Below are 18336 nucleotides of genomic sequence, written 5' to 3' on the forward strand. Positions count from 1 at the left end.
TTATATGGAGTTTTTAATGCCCTCACCTGTTTCTAAAACAGCGCAATATGTAATTGGCATCGATCTTGGCACCACCCACAGTGTTCTTTCTTATAAAAATATCGATGATTATCAAGCCAGCGCTTCTGTATTTCTCGTTGACCAATTGGTTGGTCCTGGCGAAGTTGCAAGAAAACCGTTACTCCCTTCATTCCGCTATCATTTTAATGACAACGAAATTGCCCCAACTGATTGTGTTTTACCCTGGAAAAAAATTAATTTTAACGGTGAAATAGCGAATGTTATTGTTGGTCAATGGGCACGCGATTTAGGCACAAAGACCAAAGGCCGTTTAGTTTCGAGTGCCAAAAGTTGGTTATCTCACCCAAGTATCGATGCACAAGCTGCCATTCTTCCTTGGGCCGTTGAAGATAACATTGAAAAAGTATCGCCAGTCATTGCCAGTGCAAGCTACCTTGCACATTTTCAAGCGTCTTGGAATTATCATAATCCAGAGTACTTACTTGCCGATCAAAATATTACTATCACTGTTCCAGCCTCTTTTAACGACACCGCCCGTGCATTAACTCTCGCCGCTGCAGATCTCGTTGGCTTAACAAACGTGACGCTATTAGAAGAACCACAAGCCGTTTGTTATGACTGGTATCACCGAAATAAACAAGCTAAAACAGATTTGATTGAACACGATAAAACCATGCTTGTATGTGACATCGGTGGTGGTACAACGGATTTAAGCTTAATCGAAATGTCATTAGATCATGGCGAGCTAAATTTAAATCGTGTCGCAGTTGGTGATCATTTAATGCTGGGTGGTGATAACATCGACTTAGCGTTAGCCCATATTGTCGAATCAAGAATATCACCAGACCAACGTTTAAAATCTGCGGCATTAGGACAACTAATACAGCAGACACGCCAAGCAAAAGAGCTCTTTTTATCCGAGCAACCACCGAGTACCACATCAATTACGTTGCTGGGTCGTGGCTCTAAGTTAATTGCGCAGTCTAAAAAATGTGAACTAACTAAAAATGAAGTCATCGATATGGTGTTTAATGGCTTCCTGCCCAATAGCGCGTTTAACGAATTACCAACGCACAGAAAAAATGCGGTTGTGGAATTTGGTTTACCGTATACCTCGGACCCTGCGATTTCAAAACATATTGCCGAATTCATCCACACTTATTACGATGTAGACGCAGCCGACGATTATGATACAGCTGTCGTACCAGCCGCAATGCTTGTTAATGGTGGTATCTTTAATAGCCAACAAGTAAAACTGCACATTGAAAAAGTATTATCGGGTTGGAAGCAACAAAAAGTTCAGATGCTACACAATGGTAACCCTGATTTATCGGTTGCATATGGCGCTGTTGAATTTGGCTTTGCCAAAATGGGTAAACAGAAACAAATTGGCGGTGGTAGTCCTCGAAATTACTTCATTGAAATAACCGATCGTTCTGGTACACCACAATCTATTTGTCTATTGCCGAAAGGCACAGAAGACGAGCACGTTATCAATTTAGATAGCCGTTTGTTTTCATTAACTATTGGTGAACCCATTCGTTTTAATCTTGCCACCACAAGCTATGAAAGCAATTTAAAACCTGGTGACATTATTGATAAAAAGTTTGAAAAAGAGTTTGAAAGTGAGTTGAAAGGTAAAACGCCGTTACCACCTTTTGTCGTCACGATCCCTGAGCACAAAGATCACAAACGTTTTGAGTCAGTGTACTTGTCTTGCAAGTTAAGTAGTATCGGTACCTTACAACTTGAATGTGTGAGTGAAACCAACAGCAAGCAACGCTGGGCATTAGAGTTCTCTGTTCGCCCAAGTTTAACAAATAAAAAGACCTATAATGATACTAAAGATATTAATGCGATTAAACAGCGCCACCCCAACCTCCCTGAGGCAATTAAATTAATTGAAGCTGTGTATGGTGCAAGTAGTAAAAAAAGCGATCCTAAATTAGTTAAATCATTGCGTAACGACCTTGATAAACGTTTAGGCAAACGCGATACTTGGGACACAGACCTATTACGTGAACTTGCTGCGCCGTGCTTACAGTTTGCTAAAAACCGCCGCCGTACCGAGCAGCATGAACGTAATTGGTTAAAACTAACAAGCTTCCTGCTGCGTCCTGGCTTTGGCTACCCAGCTGATGATTGGCGTATTGAACAAATTTGGCCGATATTTAAATCAGCTATTCAATATAATAAATCAACCCAGTCATGGAGCGATTGGTGGAATTTATGGCGCCGTATTGCTGGTGGCCTCAGTGAACAACAACAGATCGAAATATACGATACTCTTTCAGTCTACTTTGTTGAAGACACTAATAAACATGCCAAAATCATCAATCAAGCGAAACAACGCAGCTATGATGATATTATTCGACTTGTCGCCTCATTAGAACACATTCCAGTGGCGCTAAAAGTTGAGTTTGGTGAATACTTACTGGCTAAATTAAAGAAACCACAAAATCAGCAATTACATTGGTGGGCATTAGGCCGTATCGCATCTCGCGTTGCTTTTTATGGTAGTCTACATAATGTTATTCCCCGCCATATCGTTGAAACATGGTTAAATACATTACTTGAAGCTAATTGGCAAAAAGAACCACACATTGCTTTTGCAGCCGTTATGATTGCCAGAAAAACCGGTGATAGAGAAATGGATATTCAAGATAAGGTAAGAGATGCTGTAATAGAAAAATTAACGCAGAATAAATTATCGGAAGCTTGGTTAGCATTAGTAAGTGATGTACAAACGTCTGATGAAACAGTAATAAAGCGTATCTTTGGTGATAGCCTACCTACAGGGTTAACCTTACTGTCGTAATATTTTAGTCATCGCTATTTTAATAGGTGGTCTTCGTTTTGACCACCTATTGTTTAGCTTTAACAATTCATTAATTACTAAAACTATTTATTCATTACTAAACTATTCATTTCATACAAATAGTTATTCTTCAATACCGTCTTTAATAAACCAAACATTACTAAAACCTAATTTAGTAAAATGGTTTTTACGGAATTCTCTTACGGCTTTAGTACCTTTCGATACATCTTCAACTTGTTTTTCCATAATCATATATTGCGTTAGATCGATTCCTTCTTCTGCGGCAACCGCTTCATAGATATGGTGAAACTGTCGGTATGAGAATGGAATTTTTTTATCTTCTTTTTTATAAGTATAACTAACTAGGTGGGCCAAAATGCCTCCAAATAATGATTAAATTCGATATTACATGTCATTAATATCGAGGTAGTACTGTGACTTATTAAGATAGTACTGTAACTTATTAACATCGTACTGTTAGTTTATCGATGTGTAATATTAAACAGCGCCATAAATTTGTGTGGATAATACCACACTCAACTCAGTCGTCAAAAGTTGAGTGCGGTATATAACCAAGTTACGTCAAAATGCTATATCAGGTTGATATTACTTTTTAGCGTTAAACAGCTTAAAGTAGTTCTCTGTCGTTGATTCTGCTAATTCAGCGAAGGTTACGCCACGTAAATCAGCAACGAATTCGGCAACTGCACGAACATAAGCAGGTTGATTCTCTTTACCACGGTAAGGTACAGGTGCTAAATAGGGTGAATCAGTTTCGACTAATAATCTATCCGCAGGGATTGTTTTAACCACGGCTTGTAAATCTTTAGCTGATTTGAACGTTACAATACCTGAAATAGAGATGTAAAACCCCATTTCTAACACTGCGGCGGCCATTGCATCAGACTCAGTAAAACAATGGATAACACCACCGATTTTTTCTGCGCCTTCTTCTTTTAAGATACGTATTGTGTCATCAACAGCACCACGCGTATGAATAATCAGTGGTTTATTAAGCTCAATTGCAACTTGAATATGATTACGGAATGATGCTTGCTGGATATCTTTGTTTTCAGGTGAATAGAAATAATCTAAACCCGTCTCACCAATAGCGACGACTTTTTCATTTTGTGCTAATGCCAATAACTCAGATTTTTCATATTCATCTTCAAGATTAAGTGGATGGACACCACATGATGCATGAATATTGTCAAATTCAGCTATCAGCTCAATCATGGTTTTGAAGCGGGGTAAAGTCACAGATACGCTTAATAAATGCGATACGCCACGTTCTGTCGCTTTATTAACAACATCGGCAAGATCTGTATGAATTGTATCGTAATCTAGGCCATCTAAATGGCAATGAGAATCTACTAGCATATTAATTTATGAATCTTTTTAGTTTAATTAAAAATGACAGAATCAATGTTTCAGCCGTTAAATTATTATTTTGCATTAATAACTGACGAAGCTCTGTCAACTCTGATTGTAGTTGAGTAATTTTGTCTTGAGATAACAGCGTTGAGAAGTGTGTTAACCATTCAAGTTGGTCTGTATTAACAATATAATCAACGCCTACACCCCGATTAACTTTCTGTAAATCAAGTAAGATAAACTGTAACCAAGATAACTTCTCTAATGTGCGGTCTGTAATGATCTCACACAATCGCGTAATCGCAGCTGGCTGTTGTGTCAGTAACGCTATATTTGAGAATATCTCTCTACGCAAATCATCATCGCCGTTGTTTAAATAATTTAGCGTGTGTAAAGGTGCCCCATGATTAATGCGGATAGCAGTCAATGTCGGGTTCTCTATCGGGAACTGCAGCTGTAACCATGACAGTGTTTCCTGCTCCGGCGGCGCTGGAAGGTGTAGTTTTTGACACCGGCTATAAATTGTCGGTAATACTTGTGACTTATTTTCAGCCAACAAAATGATGTAGCTACCATTACTTGGTTCTTCTAATGTTTTAAGTAATGCATTAGCAGAGGCTAAATTAAAGCTTTCAGCATGCTCGATAATGACGACCTTGTTACCAGCAAGTTGTGAATACTCATTTAATTTCTGACTAATAAGCCTTATTTGATCAACACCAATCACTTTACCGGGTTCAGTTGAAACCAAATAATAATCAGGATGTACACTGGTCTCGAATAACTGGCAAGGGTGACATTGGTGGCAAGGCTCCCAACCAATAGGCTCTTTACATAATAAAGTTTGGGCAAGTGTCTGCGCATACGACAGTTTACCCATACCGCTAGCACTGGTAATAAACAACGCATGATGTAAACGACCTGCAGTCATTTGCATTTGTTGTTTTTCCCAGTGAGGTAATAACCAAGGATATAGCATTTAATTATTCAACACTTTCATTATTACAATTAGCATTCGCCGTTAATACATCACGGATTTGTGCCTGAACATTATCAATATTCTGTCCCGCATCAACACTATAAATAGTGTCATCAGCGGCTGCAAGTTCTTGGTATTTTGCACCAATACGCTGGAAGAAAGACAGTTGCTCTAATTCAATACGGTCTAATTCACCGCGTACTTTTGCGCGTTCTAAACCAACCGCGGGATCGATATCTAACAATAACGTCATATCAGGCTTGAAGTCACCAATAGCGACTTGACGTAGTGTATTCAACACACCAATATCAAAACCACGGCCGCCACCTTGGTAAGCAATAGAAGAAAGATCATGACGATCTCCCACAACCCATTGGCCTTTCGCTAGGGCTGGTTTAATTACATTTTCCACTAATTGGGCACGTGCGGCATACATTAGCATTAATTCAGCTGATTCAGTCAACGGCTCTTCGGTATCGACTTCTTTCACAATAGCACGCATCTTTTCGGCAAGTTTCGTTCCGCCTGGTTCACGTGTGGTGATCACATCTGTGATCCCCTGCTCCGCTAGCCAATTAATAACGGTGCTTACTGCAGTACTTTTACCTGCGCCTTCGAGGCCTTCGATTACTAAAAATTTAGCTTGCACAATAACTCTCTTCAATTTATCTTTTTAAAATGTATTTACGAACAGCACGATTGTGCTCTTTTAAATTTTTTGAAAAATAATGACCGCCGTCACCACTTGCAACAAAATATAAATAGCTTGTTTTGGCTGGGTGTAGTGCTGCATCAATAGACATTTTACCCACCATCGCAATCGGTGTAGGCGGTAAACCTCTTATCACATAGGTGTTGTAATCTGTTTTTTGACGTAGGTGTTTACGACGAATATTACCTTTATACTCATCACCCATGCCATAAATGACGGTTGGATCAGTCTGTAAACGCATACGTCTGTTCAATCGATTAATAAACACAGACGATACAGTCGTTCTTTCGCTTTCTAATCCAGTCTCTTTCTCGATGATAGAGGCAAGAATCAGCGCCTCATAAGGTGTTTTAAGCGGTAAGTTTTTATCTCTTGTTTCCCACGCCGCATTTAAATAAGCTTGAAGTTTTTTATGTGATTTTAAATATAACGCTGAAACTAACGTCCCTTGCGGATAAAAATAGGTCTCAGGCAGCATCAAGCCTTCAAGCTTTGAGTTTTCTATTTTTAATAATTGCGCTAATTCGACTTCAGATAAGTCAGCCGTATCATCAATAATACCCGTTGCTTGTGTTAACTGCTTGCGCCATTCTTTAAATGTTGATCCTTCAATGAAGGTGATTTTATACTGGAACTCATCCCCAGACGCAAGGTGCTCGAATAATGTTTGGAAATTCCAACCTGCAGTTACTTTATACGAACCAAGTTTAATATTGGTAATACCTGAGTGTTGTTTAAAAAAGAGGCGTAAAAAGACTTTAGATTCGAAGTTACTCTCCGCAATCATTTGATTAGCAATTGATTGCGCGGTATCACCCGAAGAAACAGTAAGGATATGATCTGTTTGTACACGTTCAACAGACACAAATGATTGATAGCGTGAATAGAAAAGTACACCTGCAATCAATAGAATAGTAAATAGTAAGGAAATAGCAGTAATTATCTTTTTCATAGCTCGATGCATAAATTAAATTCAAGCACACATTTTACACCAATGAAAAATTGTTTGATACATGCAAGGTGTGTTTAATCACCTTGCATGTGAATATCAAATAACTAAAAACACTTATTTATTATGTTAGCTATACCAAAATGAATAATTAATTGTTTAACGTTATGACTTTGATATCTTAGTCCGCTTTTTTAAATAATAGCGAACCGTTCGTACCGCCAAAACCAAATGAGTTTGATAAGGCGTATTCCATACTCACTGTACGAGCGCCATCAGTTACAAAATCCAGATCACAACCTTCACTTGGGTTCTCCAAGTTGATTGTTGGGGGTAATATTTGATCTCTTAAAGCAAGAATTGTAAAAATGGCTTCGATTGCACCAGCCGCCCCCAAAAGGTGACCTGTCATTGATTTTGTTGAGCTAACTGCAAGTTTATAAGCGTGCTCGCCAAATACAGATTTAACCGCAGCTGTTTCGGCTTTATCACCAGCTGGTGTTGATGTGCCATGCGCATTTACATAACCGACTTCACTTGCTTCAATACCCGCATCGGCAATTGCATTACTCATCGCTAGAGCAGCACCTGCTCCATCTTCAGGTGGTGACGTCATGTGGAATGCATCGCCACTCATTCCGAAGCCAACTAATTCAGCATAGATAGTTGCACCACGAGCGACAGCATGCTCATACTCTTCCAGCACTAAAATACCCGCACCATCGCCAAGCACAAAACCATCACGGTCTTTATCCCAAGGACGACTTGCTTTTTGTGGGTCATCATTACGCGTTGATAATGCTTTCGCTGAGCCAAAACCTGCCATGCCCATTTCTGTTGATGCCTTTTCTGCACCACCGGCAACCATTACATCGGCATCGCCATATGCAATCATACGAGCAGACTGGCCAATACAGTGCGTCCCTGAAGTACAAGCAGTTGCGATGGCAATGTTTGGACCTTTTAGGTTGTTGCGGATAGACACATGGCCAGCAACCATATTAACAATCGTTGAAGGTACAAAGAATGGACTCACTTTACGTGCCCCACCTTTAGCAAAATTATGCACATTTTGCTCAATCAGACCAAGTCCACCAATACCAGAACCAATAGCAGTACCAACTCGGGTTGCATTTTGTTCTGTAATAGCTAACCCTGAATCTTTAATTGCTTGCTCTGCTGCTACGATCCCGTATTGGATAAATAAATCCATTTTACGGCAGTCTTTACGGTTGAGCCCAACAGCTTCAGCATCAAAATCATTAACTAAGCCAGCAAACTTTGTTGAGAAATTAGTGGTATCAAAGTGCTCAATATTTTCAATGCCGCTGATACCAGATTTAATTGCTTCCCATGAAGTCGTAACAGAGTTACCAACTGGTGAAACAATACCTAATCCTGTAATTACAACTCTTCTATTAGCCACACTCGTTCTCCAAATAGGCAAAAAAAAAGCGGTCTTGCGACCGCTTTTATATATTTATAAAGTCATTATAAAAACAACTCTATTTTGATTATCTCTCATCGAGAACTTAATCAGCTGAATTATTCAGCGCTAGAAACAACGAAGTCGATTGCAGCTTGAACAGTAGTGATTTTCTCTGCTTCATCGTCTGGGATATCAGTATCGAATTCTTCTTCTAGAGCCATAACTAGTTCAACTGTATCTAGAGAATCTGCACCTAGGTCATCAACAAAAGAAGCTTCGTTTTTCACTTCTTCTTCTTTAACACCAAGTTGTTCAATAATGATTTTTTTTACGCGTTCTTCGAAGTTACTCATGTTTTACTTTTCCTTTAAAAATATAAAGCTTTTGATTAGTAGTTTATTGATTACTCATAAACTTGCAAGCCCTAACTTGGTGGTCAAACCACGAATGGTGAAAAAGCTCGCAAATTTATAAACAAAATCAAATATAAATGGCTATGCCATATACATTCCGCCATTTACATGGATGGTTTCACCCGTGATATAGCTTGCACCATCAGATGCTAAAAATCCAACAGTTTCCGCTATCTCAACAGTACTCCCAAGACGATTGGTTGGTACTTGAGCTAATATGGTTTGTTTTTGTTCTTCCGATAACTCACTTGTCATATCTGTTTCGATAAAGCCAGGTGCTACCGCATTAACAGTGATACCGCGAGAAGCGACTTCACTTGCAAGTGACTTAGTAAATCCTAATAAACCTGATTTAGCCGCTGCGTAATTTGCTTGACCGCCGTTACCAGTTGAACCAACAACAGAGCCAATATTAATGATACGACCAAAACGTTGCTTCATCATACCGCGTAAGCAAGGCTTACATAGACGGTATAAAGAGGTCAAGTTAGTGTCAATAACATTACACCATTCATCTTCTTTCATACGCAAGAAGATATTATCTGCTGTAATACCGGCATTATTCACTAAAATATCAATGTGCCCAACACGGGTTTTGATCTCAGCATATAATGCATCAACTGAATCTTGATTTGTCACATTTAGTTCCAAACCAAAACCCGAATCCCCTAAATAAGCGCCAATACGATCAGCACCTTGTGCAGAAGTTGCTGTACCAATAACTTTGGCACCTAACTTTGCAAAATGTTCCGCGATTGCGCGACCAATACCACGGCTTGCGCCCGTCACGAGAACTGTTTTACTTGAAAAACTCATTTATTTATTCCTACTGTTATGCAAAATCAGCAATTGTTGCTTGATTATTTACTGCACTACCTTTAATCGTTTTATCAATACGCTTAACAAGTCCTGTAAGTACTTTACCAGGACCGAATTCATATAACGTTGTAATGTCTTCTTTCGCCATAGCCTCTATCACTTCAGTCCACCGCACTGGCATATAAAGTTGACGTATAAGCGCATCTTTAATGCTATCCGCATCTGTTGGTGACGCTACATCAACATTATTAATCACCTTAATGACAGGTATATTAAAAGTAACTTGTTCTAATGCGATTTTTAATTCATCCGCTGCAGGTTTCATCAACGAACAATGAGAAGGTACACTTACAGGTAAAGGCATGACACGTCGGGCACCCGCTTCAATACATAACTCAGAAGCACGAGCAACCGCGGCTTTATTACCCGCAATAACCACCTGACCAGGTGAATTGAAATTTACAGCTGATACAACTTCAGATTCAGCCGCTTTTGCACAAGCAGCAATCGTCGCATCATTATCTAAACCAATAACAGCGGCCATTGCGCCAATACCTTGTGGAACAGCTTGTTGCATTAATTGTCCACGTAATTCCACAAGTGCAATTGCGTCTTCGAATTTAATGACACCAGCACATACTAATGCTGAGTACTCGCCTAAACTATGACCAGCAACTAATGAAGGCTTAAAGCTTTCTTTCGCAGAGGCGATTCGCCACAATGCAACAGAAGTCGTCAATAATGCAGGTTGCGTAATATGAGTTTGGCTTAGATCTTCAGTAGTTCCGTTTTGCACTAAGTCCCATAGGTCATAGCCAAGCACTTCACTTGCTTGAGCAAACGTTTGTTCTACGATTGGATGATCTGAAGCAAGATCTGAAAGCATACCAATTGTTTGTGAACCCTGACCAGGGAATACTACTGCATATTTTGACATAAAGTACCTATAAAAATTAATAAAGATTCATGTATCAATTTGAGAATGAACTTATCTAACTAGAAAGTAATATGAGGATAACGATGGAATTTTTCAAGAGAAAAAACGAATAAAATAAGTTAAATTGAATCTTAATCAATAACATCAAGACTTGCGGATATTTTATCTACTAATCCACTTTCAACTTCTTTTACAGCCTGTTCAATTGCAAATTCAAAGGCAACCTGCTCAGCATTACCATGACTCTTAATTACAATACCCGGCAATCCTAACAAAGTTGCTCCGTTATACTGGTCGGGTTTCAAACGTCTTAGACGGTTCATTATTAGTGGTTTGACCAATAATGATAATAATTTAGTAAATATGTTCTTATTTGATACAGATGTGAGTTGAGAAACAACCAAGTCAACAACACCTTCACTTGTTTTAAGCGCGACATTACCAGTAAAGCCATCGCAGACAATGACGTCTGCTTTTCCAGAAAAAATATCATTGCCTTCAATAAAACCGATATAATTTAAGCTTTGGTGATCAGACAGTAATTGCGCTGCCCGCTTAACCAAATCATTACCTTTAATATCCTCTTGTCCGACATTAAGTAAGGCAACTTTTGGGTTCGGTATATTACCAACATGTTCTGCAAGTGCAGAACCCATTAATGCAAATTGAAATAATGCATCAGCATCACAACTCACATTCACACCCAAATCGAGCATGTATACAGGCTGCTTAGTAATAGAAGGTAGCGCGGAGACTAAAGCTGGTCGATCGACAAAAGGCAGCACTTTAAGTAAATGCCGCGAAAGCACCATCAATGCACCGGTATTTCCAGCACTCACACAGGCTTGCGCTTTCCCTTCACGAACAAGGCTCAATGCCATACGCATAGAGGATTGCTTAAAATTACGCAGCGATAGCGCAGGGGCAAGATCCATGGGTATATCATCGAAACTAGGAATGATTGTATAACGAGATGTAACAGACGCAGAAGTTTGCTGTAATAAAGGGGTTATTTCAGCTTCGTTACCGACAAGGTAAATAGAGAGATGTTTATACTTTTTAAGTATATTTATTGCGGCGGGGATAGTGACATGGGGGCCGAAATCGCCCCCCATGGCATCTAACGCAATTGTTAGATTAGGCAAAGTAATATAACTTATTTGTTAATTACTTTAACGCCTTTGTAGTAACCATCAGCTGTTACATTGTGACGTAGGTGAGTTTCACCAGAAGTCACGTCAACAGTTGTAGCTGCTGCAGTTAGAGCGTCATGTGAACGACGTTGACCACGGCGTGAACGAGTTACTTTACTTTTTTGTACGGCCATTGACCTATACTCCTAATTACTTGCGCTTTAATTCAGATAAAGCTGCAAATGGGTTGGGCTGCTCATCAGCAGGCTCGATTTCACCAAAACTCATTTCATTGGGATTCACTGAACAATCTTCTTCTGAATGCAAAGCAACCAGAGGTAAATTGATAATCACTTCATCTTCAATGAATGAAATCGGATTAACTTCGCCATTTTCGTCCAATTCAATGGGCTCATAAGCATCTGGCAGATCGTCGGCCTGAGAATCATTTTTCACAGGACTATATCTAAATTCGGTTTCACAAGCTTGCTTAAATATCCCGCCACAGCGCTGACATTCAAGGTTAACGGTTAATGATACGCTACCCTGTATCACTATAAGACCTTGACTGTCTTTACTGAACGAAATTGATACGTCAGCATCACTTGGTTCACCTGCCGTTGCATCCGTAATACGTTTCAACAGACTAGCTTCAACACGAGTGTTAAAGTCCAATCTTTGTTGAGCAGTACGATAAGGATCAACAGTTACTGGTAGTTTTACCTTTTTCATAGGTTGCGGATAATATAGATTCATCATGTTATAGTCAAAAGGAAAATGAAAAAAAATCAATTTTCCCTACAAAAATAGGTCACTTGCCGTTAAAATCATCAAATAACTAAATAATTGATGATAGATAAACCATGAGACCTAAATTGATCCTTGCTTCAACATCCCCGTTCCGTAAACAGATCTTAGAAAAACTAAACTGCCCTTTCGACACCTTCAACCCGAAAGTCGATGAAACCGAAAAGCCAAACGAAACGGCTGAAATTCTTGTATCACGCCTAGCACTAGAAAAAGCTCAAGCTGCCAGTCGAGAGTATAGTAACTCAATATCTATCGGATCGGATCAGGTTTGTGTCATTAATAACAAAATAATAGGTAAACCAGGTAACTTTGAAACAGCTTTTGCACAATTATCTGCCGTTTCTGCACAAAATATAACTTTTTACACAGGGCTTTCTGTTGTAAATCAATGTACAGGTCGTACAGATACGATAGTTGAACGCTTCATTGTTCATTTTAGGACGTTAACTGACAGCCAAATTCGTTACTATCTTGAAACCGAAAAACCGTATAATTGTGCTGGAAGTTTTATGTGTGAAGGACTTGGTATCGCATTATTCTCTAAATTAGAAGGTAAGGATCCAAATACTTTAATCGGATTACCGCTTATTAGTTTAGTTGAGATCTTACAAGAACAAGGATATAACGTTTTAGAAGCTTAAATAGAGAACAATTTAAGCCAAATTTAGAACATAAAAAAAGCCAGCATCATCGATACTGGCTTTTTACCTAAGATTATTAAGTGAGTAACACTTAATAACTTATATGATTAACACTTTTTCAGTTTTTCTAGCGCTTTAACCAGCGCCATATCTAATGGTGCTTCAACTTCTTGTGTTTCTTCTGTACCAGGGTTAAAGAACTTTAAACGTGCTGCATGCAAAAATAGACGTTTCAAGCCTAGGCCGTTCATGTGCTTAGTAAAATCTTTATCGCCATATTTATCATCACAAGCAATCGGATGACCTGCATGTAATGTATGCACACGGATTTGGTGTGTTCTACCAGTAATAGGGCTTGCTTGAACCAATGTGCCGTGTTCATAACGTTGAATGATTTTAAAACGAGTCTGAGATTGCTTACCTTCCTCATCAACACGTACAATACGTTCGCCCGAACTTACCGTATTTTTTAACAACGGTGCATTCACCACTTTTGTACTGCGTGGCCATGCGCCTGCAACAAGTGCTTGGTAATCTTTCTGCATGGTTTTTAAACGTAATTGCTCATGCAATGCTTTTAGCGTACTACGTTTTTTAGCAACTAATAGGCAGCCTGACGTATCGCGATCTAAACGATGCACCAATTCAAGGTATCTACTATCAGGTCGAATGGCACGTAAACCTTCAATTAATCCAAAGCTTAACCCACTACCACCGTGGACAGCCATTCCAGATGGTTTGTTGATGACAATTAAGTAGTCATCTTCATAAATAATTTGCGATTCAAGCGCACGAACAGAATCAAGATTAGCTGATGGAGAAATAGCTTCAGTTTCTGAAACTCGCACAGGTGGTACACGAACAATATCTTCAGGCTGTAATTTATACTCAGGTTTAATTCTACCCTTGTTAACTCTCACCTCACCTTTACGTATGATGCGGTAAATCATACTTTTTGGCACACCTTTTAACTTCGTGCGTAAAAAGTTATCAATTCGCTGTCCTTGATAATCTTCAGTAATGGTTACAAATTCTACTTTCGGTGAAATTTTATCGGTCATAATTATTTTATTGTCTAACTCAAAGTGCGTATAAGTATCAATTTGAAAAGAATTTCTAAATTGAATGGAAAGTTAACTTGCTATATTAATGCAGGCAATGGGATAATACCCTCTGTACTGCTAAAAAAATACAGCCAAGAATGATAATGGCTTTAGTATATCTGCTATTGGGGTAAATAATCATTTATTTATACCAATAATTTCAGAATAACCAGGATGCCGTTATTCTTGCTGCGGGTTTTTAGCATACATTTTGTATATAAGGTGTACGTTGATAGGGAGTTTCATTTATCCAGCTGGATACCACCCCCCACAATTCAACTTCTATGTAAGACACCTTTTCGAATGCAATTATACACGTTAGTTATCGATGGAATCTAATAAGTGCAGAAATAATCGTAAGACACTTAATCACAATTAGAGCATCTAACAGCGCCTTAATTTAAACAGCCGAGAGGTTGATTATCTACAGACACAAGGCCTGATGTACGTCTAACTAATTTATCCAAGCATGAAAATTAATTTATAAGTAACATAACAAAATGAAAAGAATGTTAATTAATGCAACTCAAAAAGAAGAGTTGCGCGTTGCGCTAGTTGATGGGCAACGCCTTTATGATCTAGATATTGAAAGCCCTGGCCATGAACAAAAGAAAGCGAATATCTATAAAGGTAAGATTACCCGCGTAGAACCAAGCTTAGAAGCTGCTTTTGTTGATTACGGTGCAGACCGCCACGGTTTCCTTCCTCTTAAAGAAATCTCTCGCACTTACTTCAAACAAGGTACTGGTAAGCAACGCGGACGTCCAAGCATTAAGGATGTTGTTGCAGAAGGTACCGAAGTAATTGTTCAGATTGAAAAAGAAGAACGTGGTAACAAAGGTGCAGCATTAACAACCTTCATTAGTTTAGCTGGTAGTTATCTTGTTCTAATGCCAAACAATCCTCGTGCAGGCGGTATTTCACGTCGCATCGAAGGTGATGAACGTACAGAACTTAAATCTGCACTTGCTACATTAGAATTACCAGAAGGCATGGGACTGATTGTTCGTACTGCTGGTGTGGGTAAATCTGCTGAAGAATTAGAATGGGATCTTAAAGTACTGTTAAATCATTGGGGAGCAATCCAAGATAGTGCTAAAGACCGTCAAGGTACCTTCTTAATCCACCAAGAAAGTAACGTGATCGCCCGTGCTATTCGTGACTATCTTCGTCGTGATATTGGTGAAATCCTCATTGATCATCCAAAAGCGTTTGAAGAAGCTAAAAACCGCATCAAATTAATTCGTCCAGACTTTATTGATCGTATTAAATTGTATCAAGGTGATGTTCCTTTATTCAATCACTACCAAATTGAAACTCAAATCGAATCAGCTTTTCAACGCGAAGTTCGTCTACCATCAGGCGGTTCAATTGTAATTGATCCAACTGAAGCCTTAACTTCAATTGATATTAACTCTGCACGTGCAACACGCGGTGGTGATATTGAAGAAACAGCATTAAACACTAACTTAGAAGCCGCAGATGAAGTTGCTCGTCAACTACGTCTACGAGATCTTGGTGGCCTTGTTGTTATCGATTTTATCGATATGGGTCCAGTTAAAAACCAACGTGAAGTTGAAAACTGCTTACGTGACGCGGTACGACAAGATCGAGCGCGAATTCAATTAGGTCGTATCTCTCGATTTGGTCTAATGGAAATGTCTCGTCAACGTATCCGCCCTTCTCTTGGTGAATCAAGTACGCATGTCTGCCCTCGCTGTAATGGTCAAGGTACGATCCGTGATAATGAATCTTTAGCACTATCTATTCTACGTTTAATCGAAGAAGAATCTCTAAAAGAGAATACAAATCACATCGTAGCGCAAGTACCTGTTCCAGTTGCTGCTTACCTATTAAATGAAAAGCGTAACTCAATCCTACGTTTAGAGAAACGTTACAAAGTTAAAAGCTTTATCATTCCAAATGAGAACTTACAAACACCTCATTTTGAAGTTTCTCGTGTTAAAGCGGATGACGATAGCTCAGAATTATCGAGTACTGAACTGACACAATCACGTGAATTTACTCGTTATGAACCAAAAGTAAATAACGAAACAGTTCAACCTCTTGTGAAGCAAATTAACACGCCTGAAGAGAAAAAAAGTAAACCAACTCAAGCAGTTAAAAAAGTAACACAAAGTGCAAAACCTAAAGCATCTACTCAAGCTAAATCAGTGAAGCCTGTAGTAGACAAAGAATCGGTATTTAGCCGTATTGGTAAAGCAATTTCAGGGTTCTTCAGTAGCGACGAAAAAGTTGTCGTAAAAGAAACAGTTAAAGAAGCACCTAAAAAGACGGTAACAGAAAAAACATCGAGCAACCGTCATAATGATGAGCCTCGTAAACCACGTACCCGTCGCAATCGTAAACCTCGAACTCCTGATAATGTTGAGAACAAACAACAAGACGCTAATAAAACAGCCGATGTTGAATCGAAACCGCATAACAAGGTTGAACCGAAACAGCATAAAAAGTTCGATGAAAAACAAAAAACGCACAATCAAGATAAGTCGCCTATACAGACTAAAAATGCGAAAGAAGAAAGCAGCTCACAAAATCAAGCTGTTTTAGCTGAACGTCGCCAACGCCGAAATATGCGTAAAAAAGTGCGAGTGAACAATGAACAAAAAGTATCTGCAGTATTAGAACAAACACCTGCAACTGCTGATGTTTCGAACACGTCTAAGCCTGATGTAAATACGCAACCTAAACGTACTCGTCGTGGTCCTAAAAATGCTAAAACTAACGATGCAGTAAAAACTGAAAATACAGAAACAACTAAACCTGTAACGGTTGAAGTGACTAAACCTGTAACAGCGGCAGCAACTAAACCTGTAACAGCAGCGGTAACTAAACCTGTAACAGCAGCGGTAACTAAACCTGTAACAGCAGCGGTAACTAAACCTGTAACAGCAGCGGTAACTAAACCTGTAACAGCAGCAGTAACTAAACCTGTAACAGCAGCAGTAACTAAACCTGTAACAGCAGCAGTAACTAAACCTGTAACAGCAGCAGTAACTAAACCTGTAACAGCAGCAGTAACTAAACCTGTAACAGCAGCAGTAACTAAACCTGTAACAGCAGCAGTAACTAAACCTGTAACAGCAGCAGTAACTAAACCTGTAACAGCAGCGGTAACTAAACCTGTTATGCATACAGCGGCCGCAGCTAAACCAGCGCCAGTCATCACTGTTGAAGCAACCCTTGCCGTGACCCCAACAGCGAAAGCGTCAGCTGAACGTGTAAAGATTGAAACTAAACCTGTAACAGCAGCAGTCACTAAACCTGTTATGCATACAGCAGCCGCAGCTAAACCAGCGCCAGTCACTGTTGAAGCAACCCCTGCTGTGACACCAACAGCGAAAGCGTCAGCTGAACGTGTAAAGATTGAAACTAAATCTGTAACGCGTAAAATGCACACAGCACCAGCAACTCGTCCAGGTGCCGTACCTGTTGTAACTGCGACACCAGTTGTTGTTGAAACACCGGTTGTTACTGAAACACCGGTTGTTACTGAAACACCTGTTGTTGCTGAGACACCGGTTGTTACTGATACACCTGTTGTTGTTGAAACACCAGTTGTTGCTGAAACACCTGTTGTTGCTGAAACACCGGTTGTTACTGAAACACCTGTTGTTGAAACACCAGTTGTTGAAACACCAGTTGTTGCTGAAACACCTGTTGTTGTTGAAACACCAGTTGTTGCTGATACACCTGTTGTTGAAACACCAGTTGTTGTTGAAACACCAGTTGTTGTTGAAACACCAGTTGTTGTTGAAACACCAGTTGTTGCTGAAAAACCTGTTGTTGTTGAAACACCTGTTGTTGTTGAAACACCTGTTGTTATTGAAACACCTGTTGTTGCTGAAACACCTGTTGTTGAAACACCTGTTGCTGAAACACCTGTTGTTGTTGAAACACCTGTTGCTTATCAGGCTATTGAAGTGACTTCAGTGCCAGCACTGCAAGCACAAGGTACAACATCAAAGAAGACTAACTTCACTGTTAAGATGGCGACACCTCAACAAGTAGCACCTTCACAACACCACTTCGTTCCAAAAGTTGGTGTCGTTCAACGACCATTGATTGATGTGGCAGCTGGACCAGGTGGCAGTCAATTTGCTTCGTCACAAAGCACATCGCCAACCAAATTAGCTAAATAATAACTATTATTAAACAATAACTATTAGCTAAATTT

Annotated in this window: 16 protein-coding genes; 3 read left to right on the forward strand and 13 right to left on the reverse strand. The window is 39.4% G+C overall.

The window, feature by feature from the left end:
• The first annotated feature begins 16 nt into the window (after positions 1-16).
• Entirely contained in the window at positions 17-2839 is a 2823-nt protein-coding gene (locus HWV01_RS11675) for an Hsp70 family protein (RefSeq protein ID WP_211671649.1), read from the forward strand.
• A gap of 123 nt (positions 2840-2962) precedes the next feature.
• On the opposite strand, the gene HWV01_RS11680 is transcribed toward HWV01_RS11675, so the two are convergent.
• The 12 genes from HWV01_RS11680 to yceD all read right to left on the reverse strand — a co-directional run bounded on the left by HWV01_RS11680 (position 2963) and on the right by yceD (position 12343).
• Complete coding sequence (locus tag HWV01_RS11680) at positions 2963-3214, reverse strand: DUF2960 domain-containing protein (RefSeq protein ID WP_211671650.1); 252 nt, start codon at positions 3212-3214, stop codon at positions 2963-2965.
• Positions 3215-3445: 231 nt separating this feature from the next.
• Positions 3446-4219 (reverse strand): TatD family hydrolase, encoded by a 774-nt coding sequence (locus tag HWV01_RS11685; RefSeq protein WP_211671653.1) that lies wholly within the window; start codon positions 4217-4219, stop codon positions 3446-3448.
• A 1-nt stretch (position 4220) separates the two neighbouring features.
• Positions 4221-5150, reverse strand: a complete 930-nt coding sequence (holB, locus tag HWV01_RS11690; protein ID WP_249185282.1) for a DNA polymerase III subunit delta' — start codon at positions 5148-5150, stop codon at positions 4221-4223.
• A gap of 46 nt (positions 5151-5196) precedes the next feature.
• Positions 5197-5841 (reverse strand): dTMP kinase, encoded by a 645-nt coding sequence (gene tmk, locus HWV01_RS11695; RefSeq protein WP_211671655.1) that lies wholly within the window; start codon positions 5839-5841, stop codon positions 5197-5199.
• A 16-nt stretch (positions 5842-5857) separates the two neighbouring features.
• Positions 5858-6856, reverse strand: a complete 999-nt coding sequence (gene mltG / locus HWV01_RS11700; protein ID WP_211671661.1) for an endolytic transglycosylase MltG — start codon at positions 6854-6856, stop codon at positions 5858-5860.
• A 178-nt stretch (positions 6857-7034) separates the two neighbouring features.
• A complete protein-coding gene (gene fabF, locus HWV01_RS11705) occupies positions 7035-8279 on the reverse strand; it encodes a beta-ketoacyl-ACP synthase II (RefSeq protein WP_211671665.1) in 1245 nt (414 codons plus the stop codon).
• 119 nt (positions 8280-8398) lie between these two features.
• Complete coding sequence (acpP, locus tag HWV01_RS11710) at positions 8399-8635, reverse strand: acyl carrier protein (RefSeq protein WP_067049274.1); 237 nt, start codon at positions 8633-8635, stop codon at positions 8399-8401.
• Between the two features lie 141 nt (positions 8636-8776).
• Entirely contained in the window at positions 8777-9511 is a 735-nt protein-coding gene (fabG, locus tag HWV01_RS11715; protein WP_211671668.1) for a 3-oxoacyl-ACP reductase FabG, read from the reverse strand.
• Positions 9512-9527: 16 nt separating this feature from the next.
• The gene (fabD, locus tag HWV01_RS11720) at positions 9528-10451 is read right to left on the reverse strand and encodes an ACP S-malonyltransferase (protein WP_211671675.1); all 924 of its coding nucleotides are present in this window, start codon (positions 10449-10451) and stop codon (positions 9528-9530) included.
• Positions 10452-10582: 131 nt separating this feature from the next.
• Complete coding sequence (gene plsX / locus HWV01_RS11725; RefSeq protein WP_211671678.1) at positions 10583-11596, reverse strand: phosphate acyltransferase PlsX; 1014 nt, start codon at positions 11594-11596, stop codon at positions 10583-10585.
• Positions 11597-11607: 11 nt separating this feature from the next.
• Entirely contained in the window at positions 11608-11778 is a 171-nt protein-coding gene (rpmF, locus tag HWV01_RS11730; protein WP_006033904.1) for a 50S ribosomal protein L32, read from the reverse strand.
• A 16-nt stretch (positions 11779-11794) separates the two neighbouring features.
• Entirely contained in the window at positions 11795-12343 is a 549-nt protein-coding gene (yceD, locus tag HWV01_RS11735) for a 23S rRNA accumulation protein YceD (RefSeq protein WP_211671680.1), read from the reverse strand.
• Positions 12344-12447: 104 nt separating this feature from the next.
• Here yceD and HWV01_RS11740 point away from each other — a divergent pair, with 104 nt between their 5' ends.
• A complete protein-coding gene (locus HWV01_RS11740; protein WP_211671682.1) occupies positions 12448-13035 on the forward strand; it encodes a nucleoside triphosphate pyrophosphatase in 588 nt (195 codons plus the stop codon).
• Positions 13036-13142: 107 nt separating this feature from the next.
• Here HWV01_RS11740 and rluC read toward each other — a convergent pair whose 3' ends face one another.
• Positions 13143-14096, reverse strand: a complete 954-nt coding sequence (gene rluC / locus HWV01_RS11745; RefSeq protein ID WP_211671684.1) for a 23S rRNA pseudouridine(955/2504/2580) synthase RluC — start codon at positions 14094-14096, stop codon at positions 13143-13145.
• A gap of 542 nt (positions 14097-14638) precedes the next feature.
• Here rluC and rne point away from each other — a divergent pair.
• The gene (rne, locus tag HWV01_RS11750) at positions 14639-18301 is read left to right on the forward strand and encodes a ribonuclease E (protein WP_371816324.1); all 3663 of its coding nucleotides are present in this window, start codon (positions 14639-14641) and stop codon (positions 18299-18301) included.
• The last annotated feature ends 35 nt before the right edge of the window (positions 18302-18336 follow it).

The organism is Moritella sp. 5 (assembly GCF_018219455.1).
Classification (GTDB): Bacteria; Pseudomonadota; Gammaproteobacteria; order Enterobacterales; family Moritellaceae; genus Moritella.

Bases quoted from the DNA above. Each gene is read 5' to 3' on its own strand.
- HWV01_RS11675 (WP_211671649.1), top strand. From the start codon at position 17: ATGCCCTCACCTGTTTCTAAAACAGCGCAATATGTAATTGGCATCGAT.
- HWV01_RS11685 (WP_211671653.1), bottom strand. From the start codon at position 4,219: ATGCTAGTAGATTCTCATTGCCATTTAGATGGCCTAGATTACGATACA.
- holB (WP_249185282.1), bottom strand. From the start codon at position 5,150: ATGCAAATGACTGCAGGTCGTTTACATCATGCGTTGTTTATTACCAGT.
- mltG (WP_211671661.1), bottom strand. From the start codon at position 6,856: ATGAAAAAGATAATTACTGCTATTTCCTTACTATTTACTATTCTATTG.
- acpP (WP_067049274.1), bottom strand. From the start codon at position 8,635: ATGAGTAACTTCGAAGAACGCGTAAAAAAAATCATTATTGAACAACTT.
- fabG (WP_211671668.1), bottom strand. From the start codon at position 9,511: ATGAGTTTTTCAAGTAAAACAGTTCTCGTGACGGGCGCAAGCCGTGGT.
- fabD (WP_211671675.1), bottom strand. From the start codon at position 10,451: ATGTCAAAATATGCAGTAGTATTCCCTGGTCAGGGTTCACAAACAATT.
- rpmF (WP_006033904.1), bottom strand. From the start codon at position 11,778: ATGGCCGTACAAAAAAGTAAAGTAACTCGTTCACGCCGTGGTCAACGT.
- yceD (WP_211671680.1), bottom strand. From the start codon at position 12,343: ATGATGAATCTATATTATCCGCAACCTATGAAAAAGGTAAAACTACCA.
- HWV01_RS11740 (WP_211671682.1), top strand. From the start codon at position 12,448: ATGAGACCTAAATTGATCCTTGCTTCAACATCCCCGTTCCGTAAACAG.
- rluC (WP_211671684.1), bottom strand. From the start codon at position 14,096: ATGACCGATAAAATTTCACCGAAAGTAGAATTTGTAACCATTACTGAA.
- rne (WP_371816324.1), top strand. From the start codon at position 14,639: ATGAAAAGAATGTTAATTAATGCAACTCAAAAAGAAGAGTTGCGCGTT.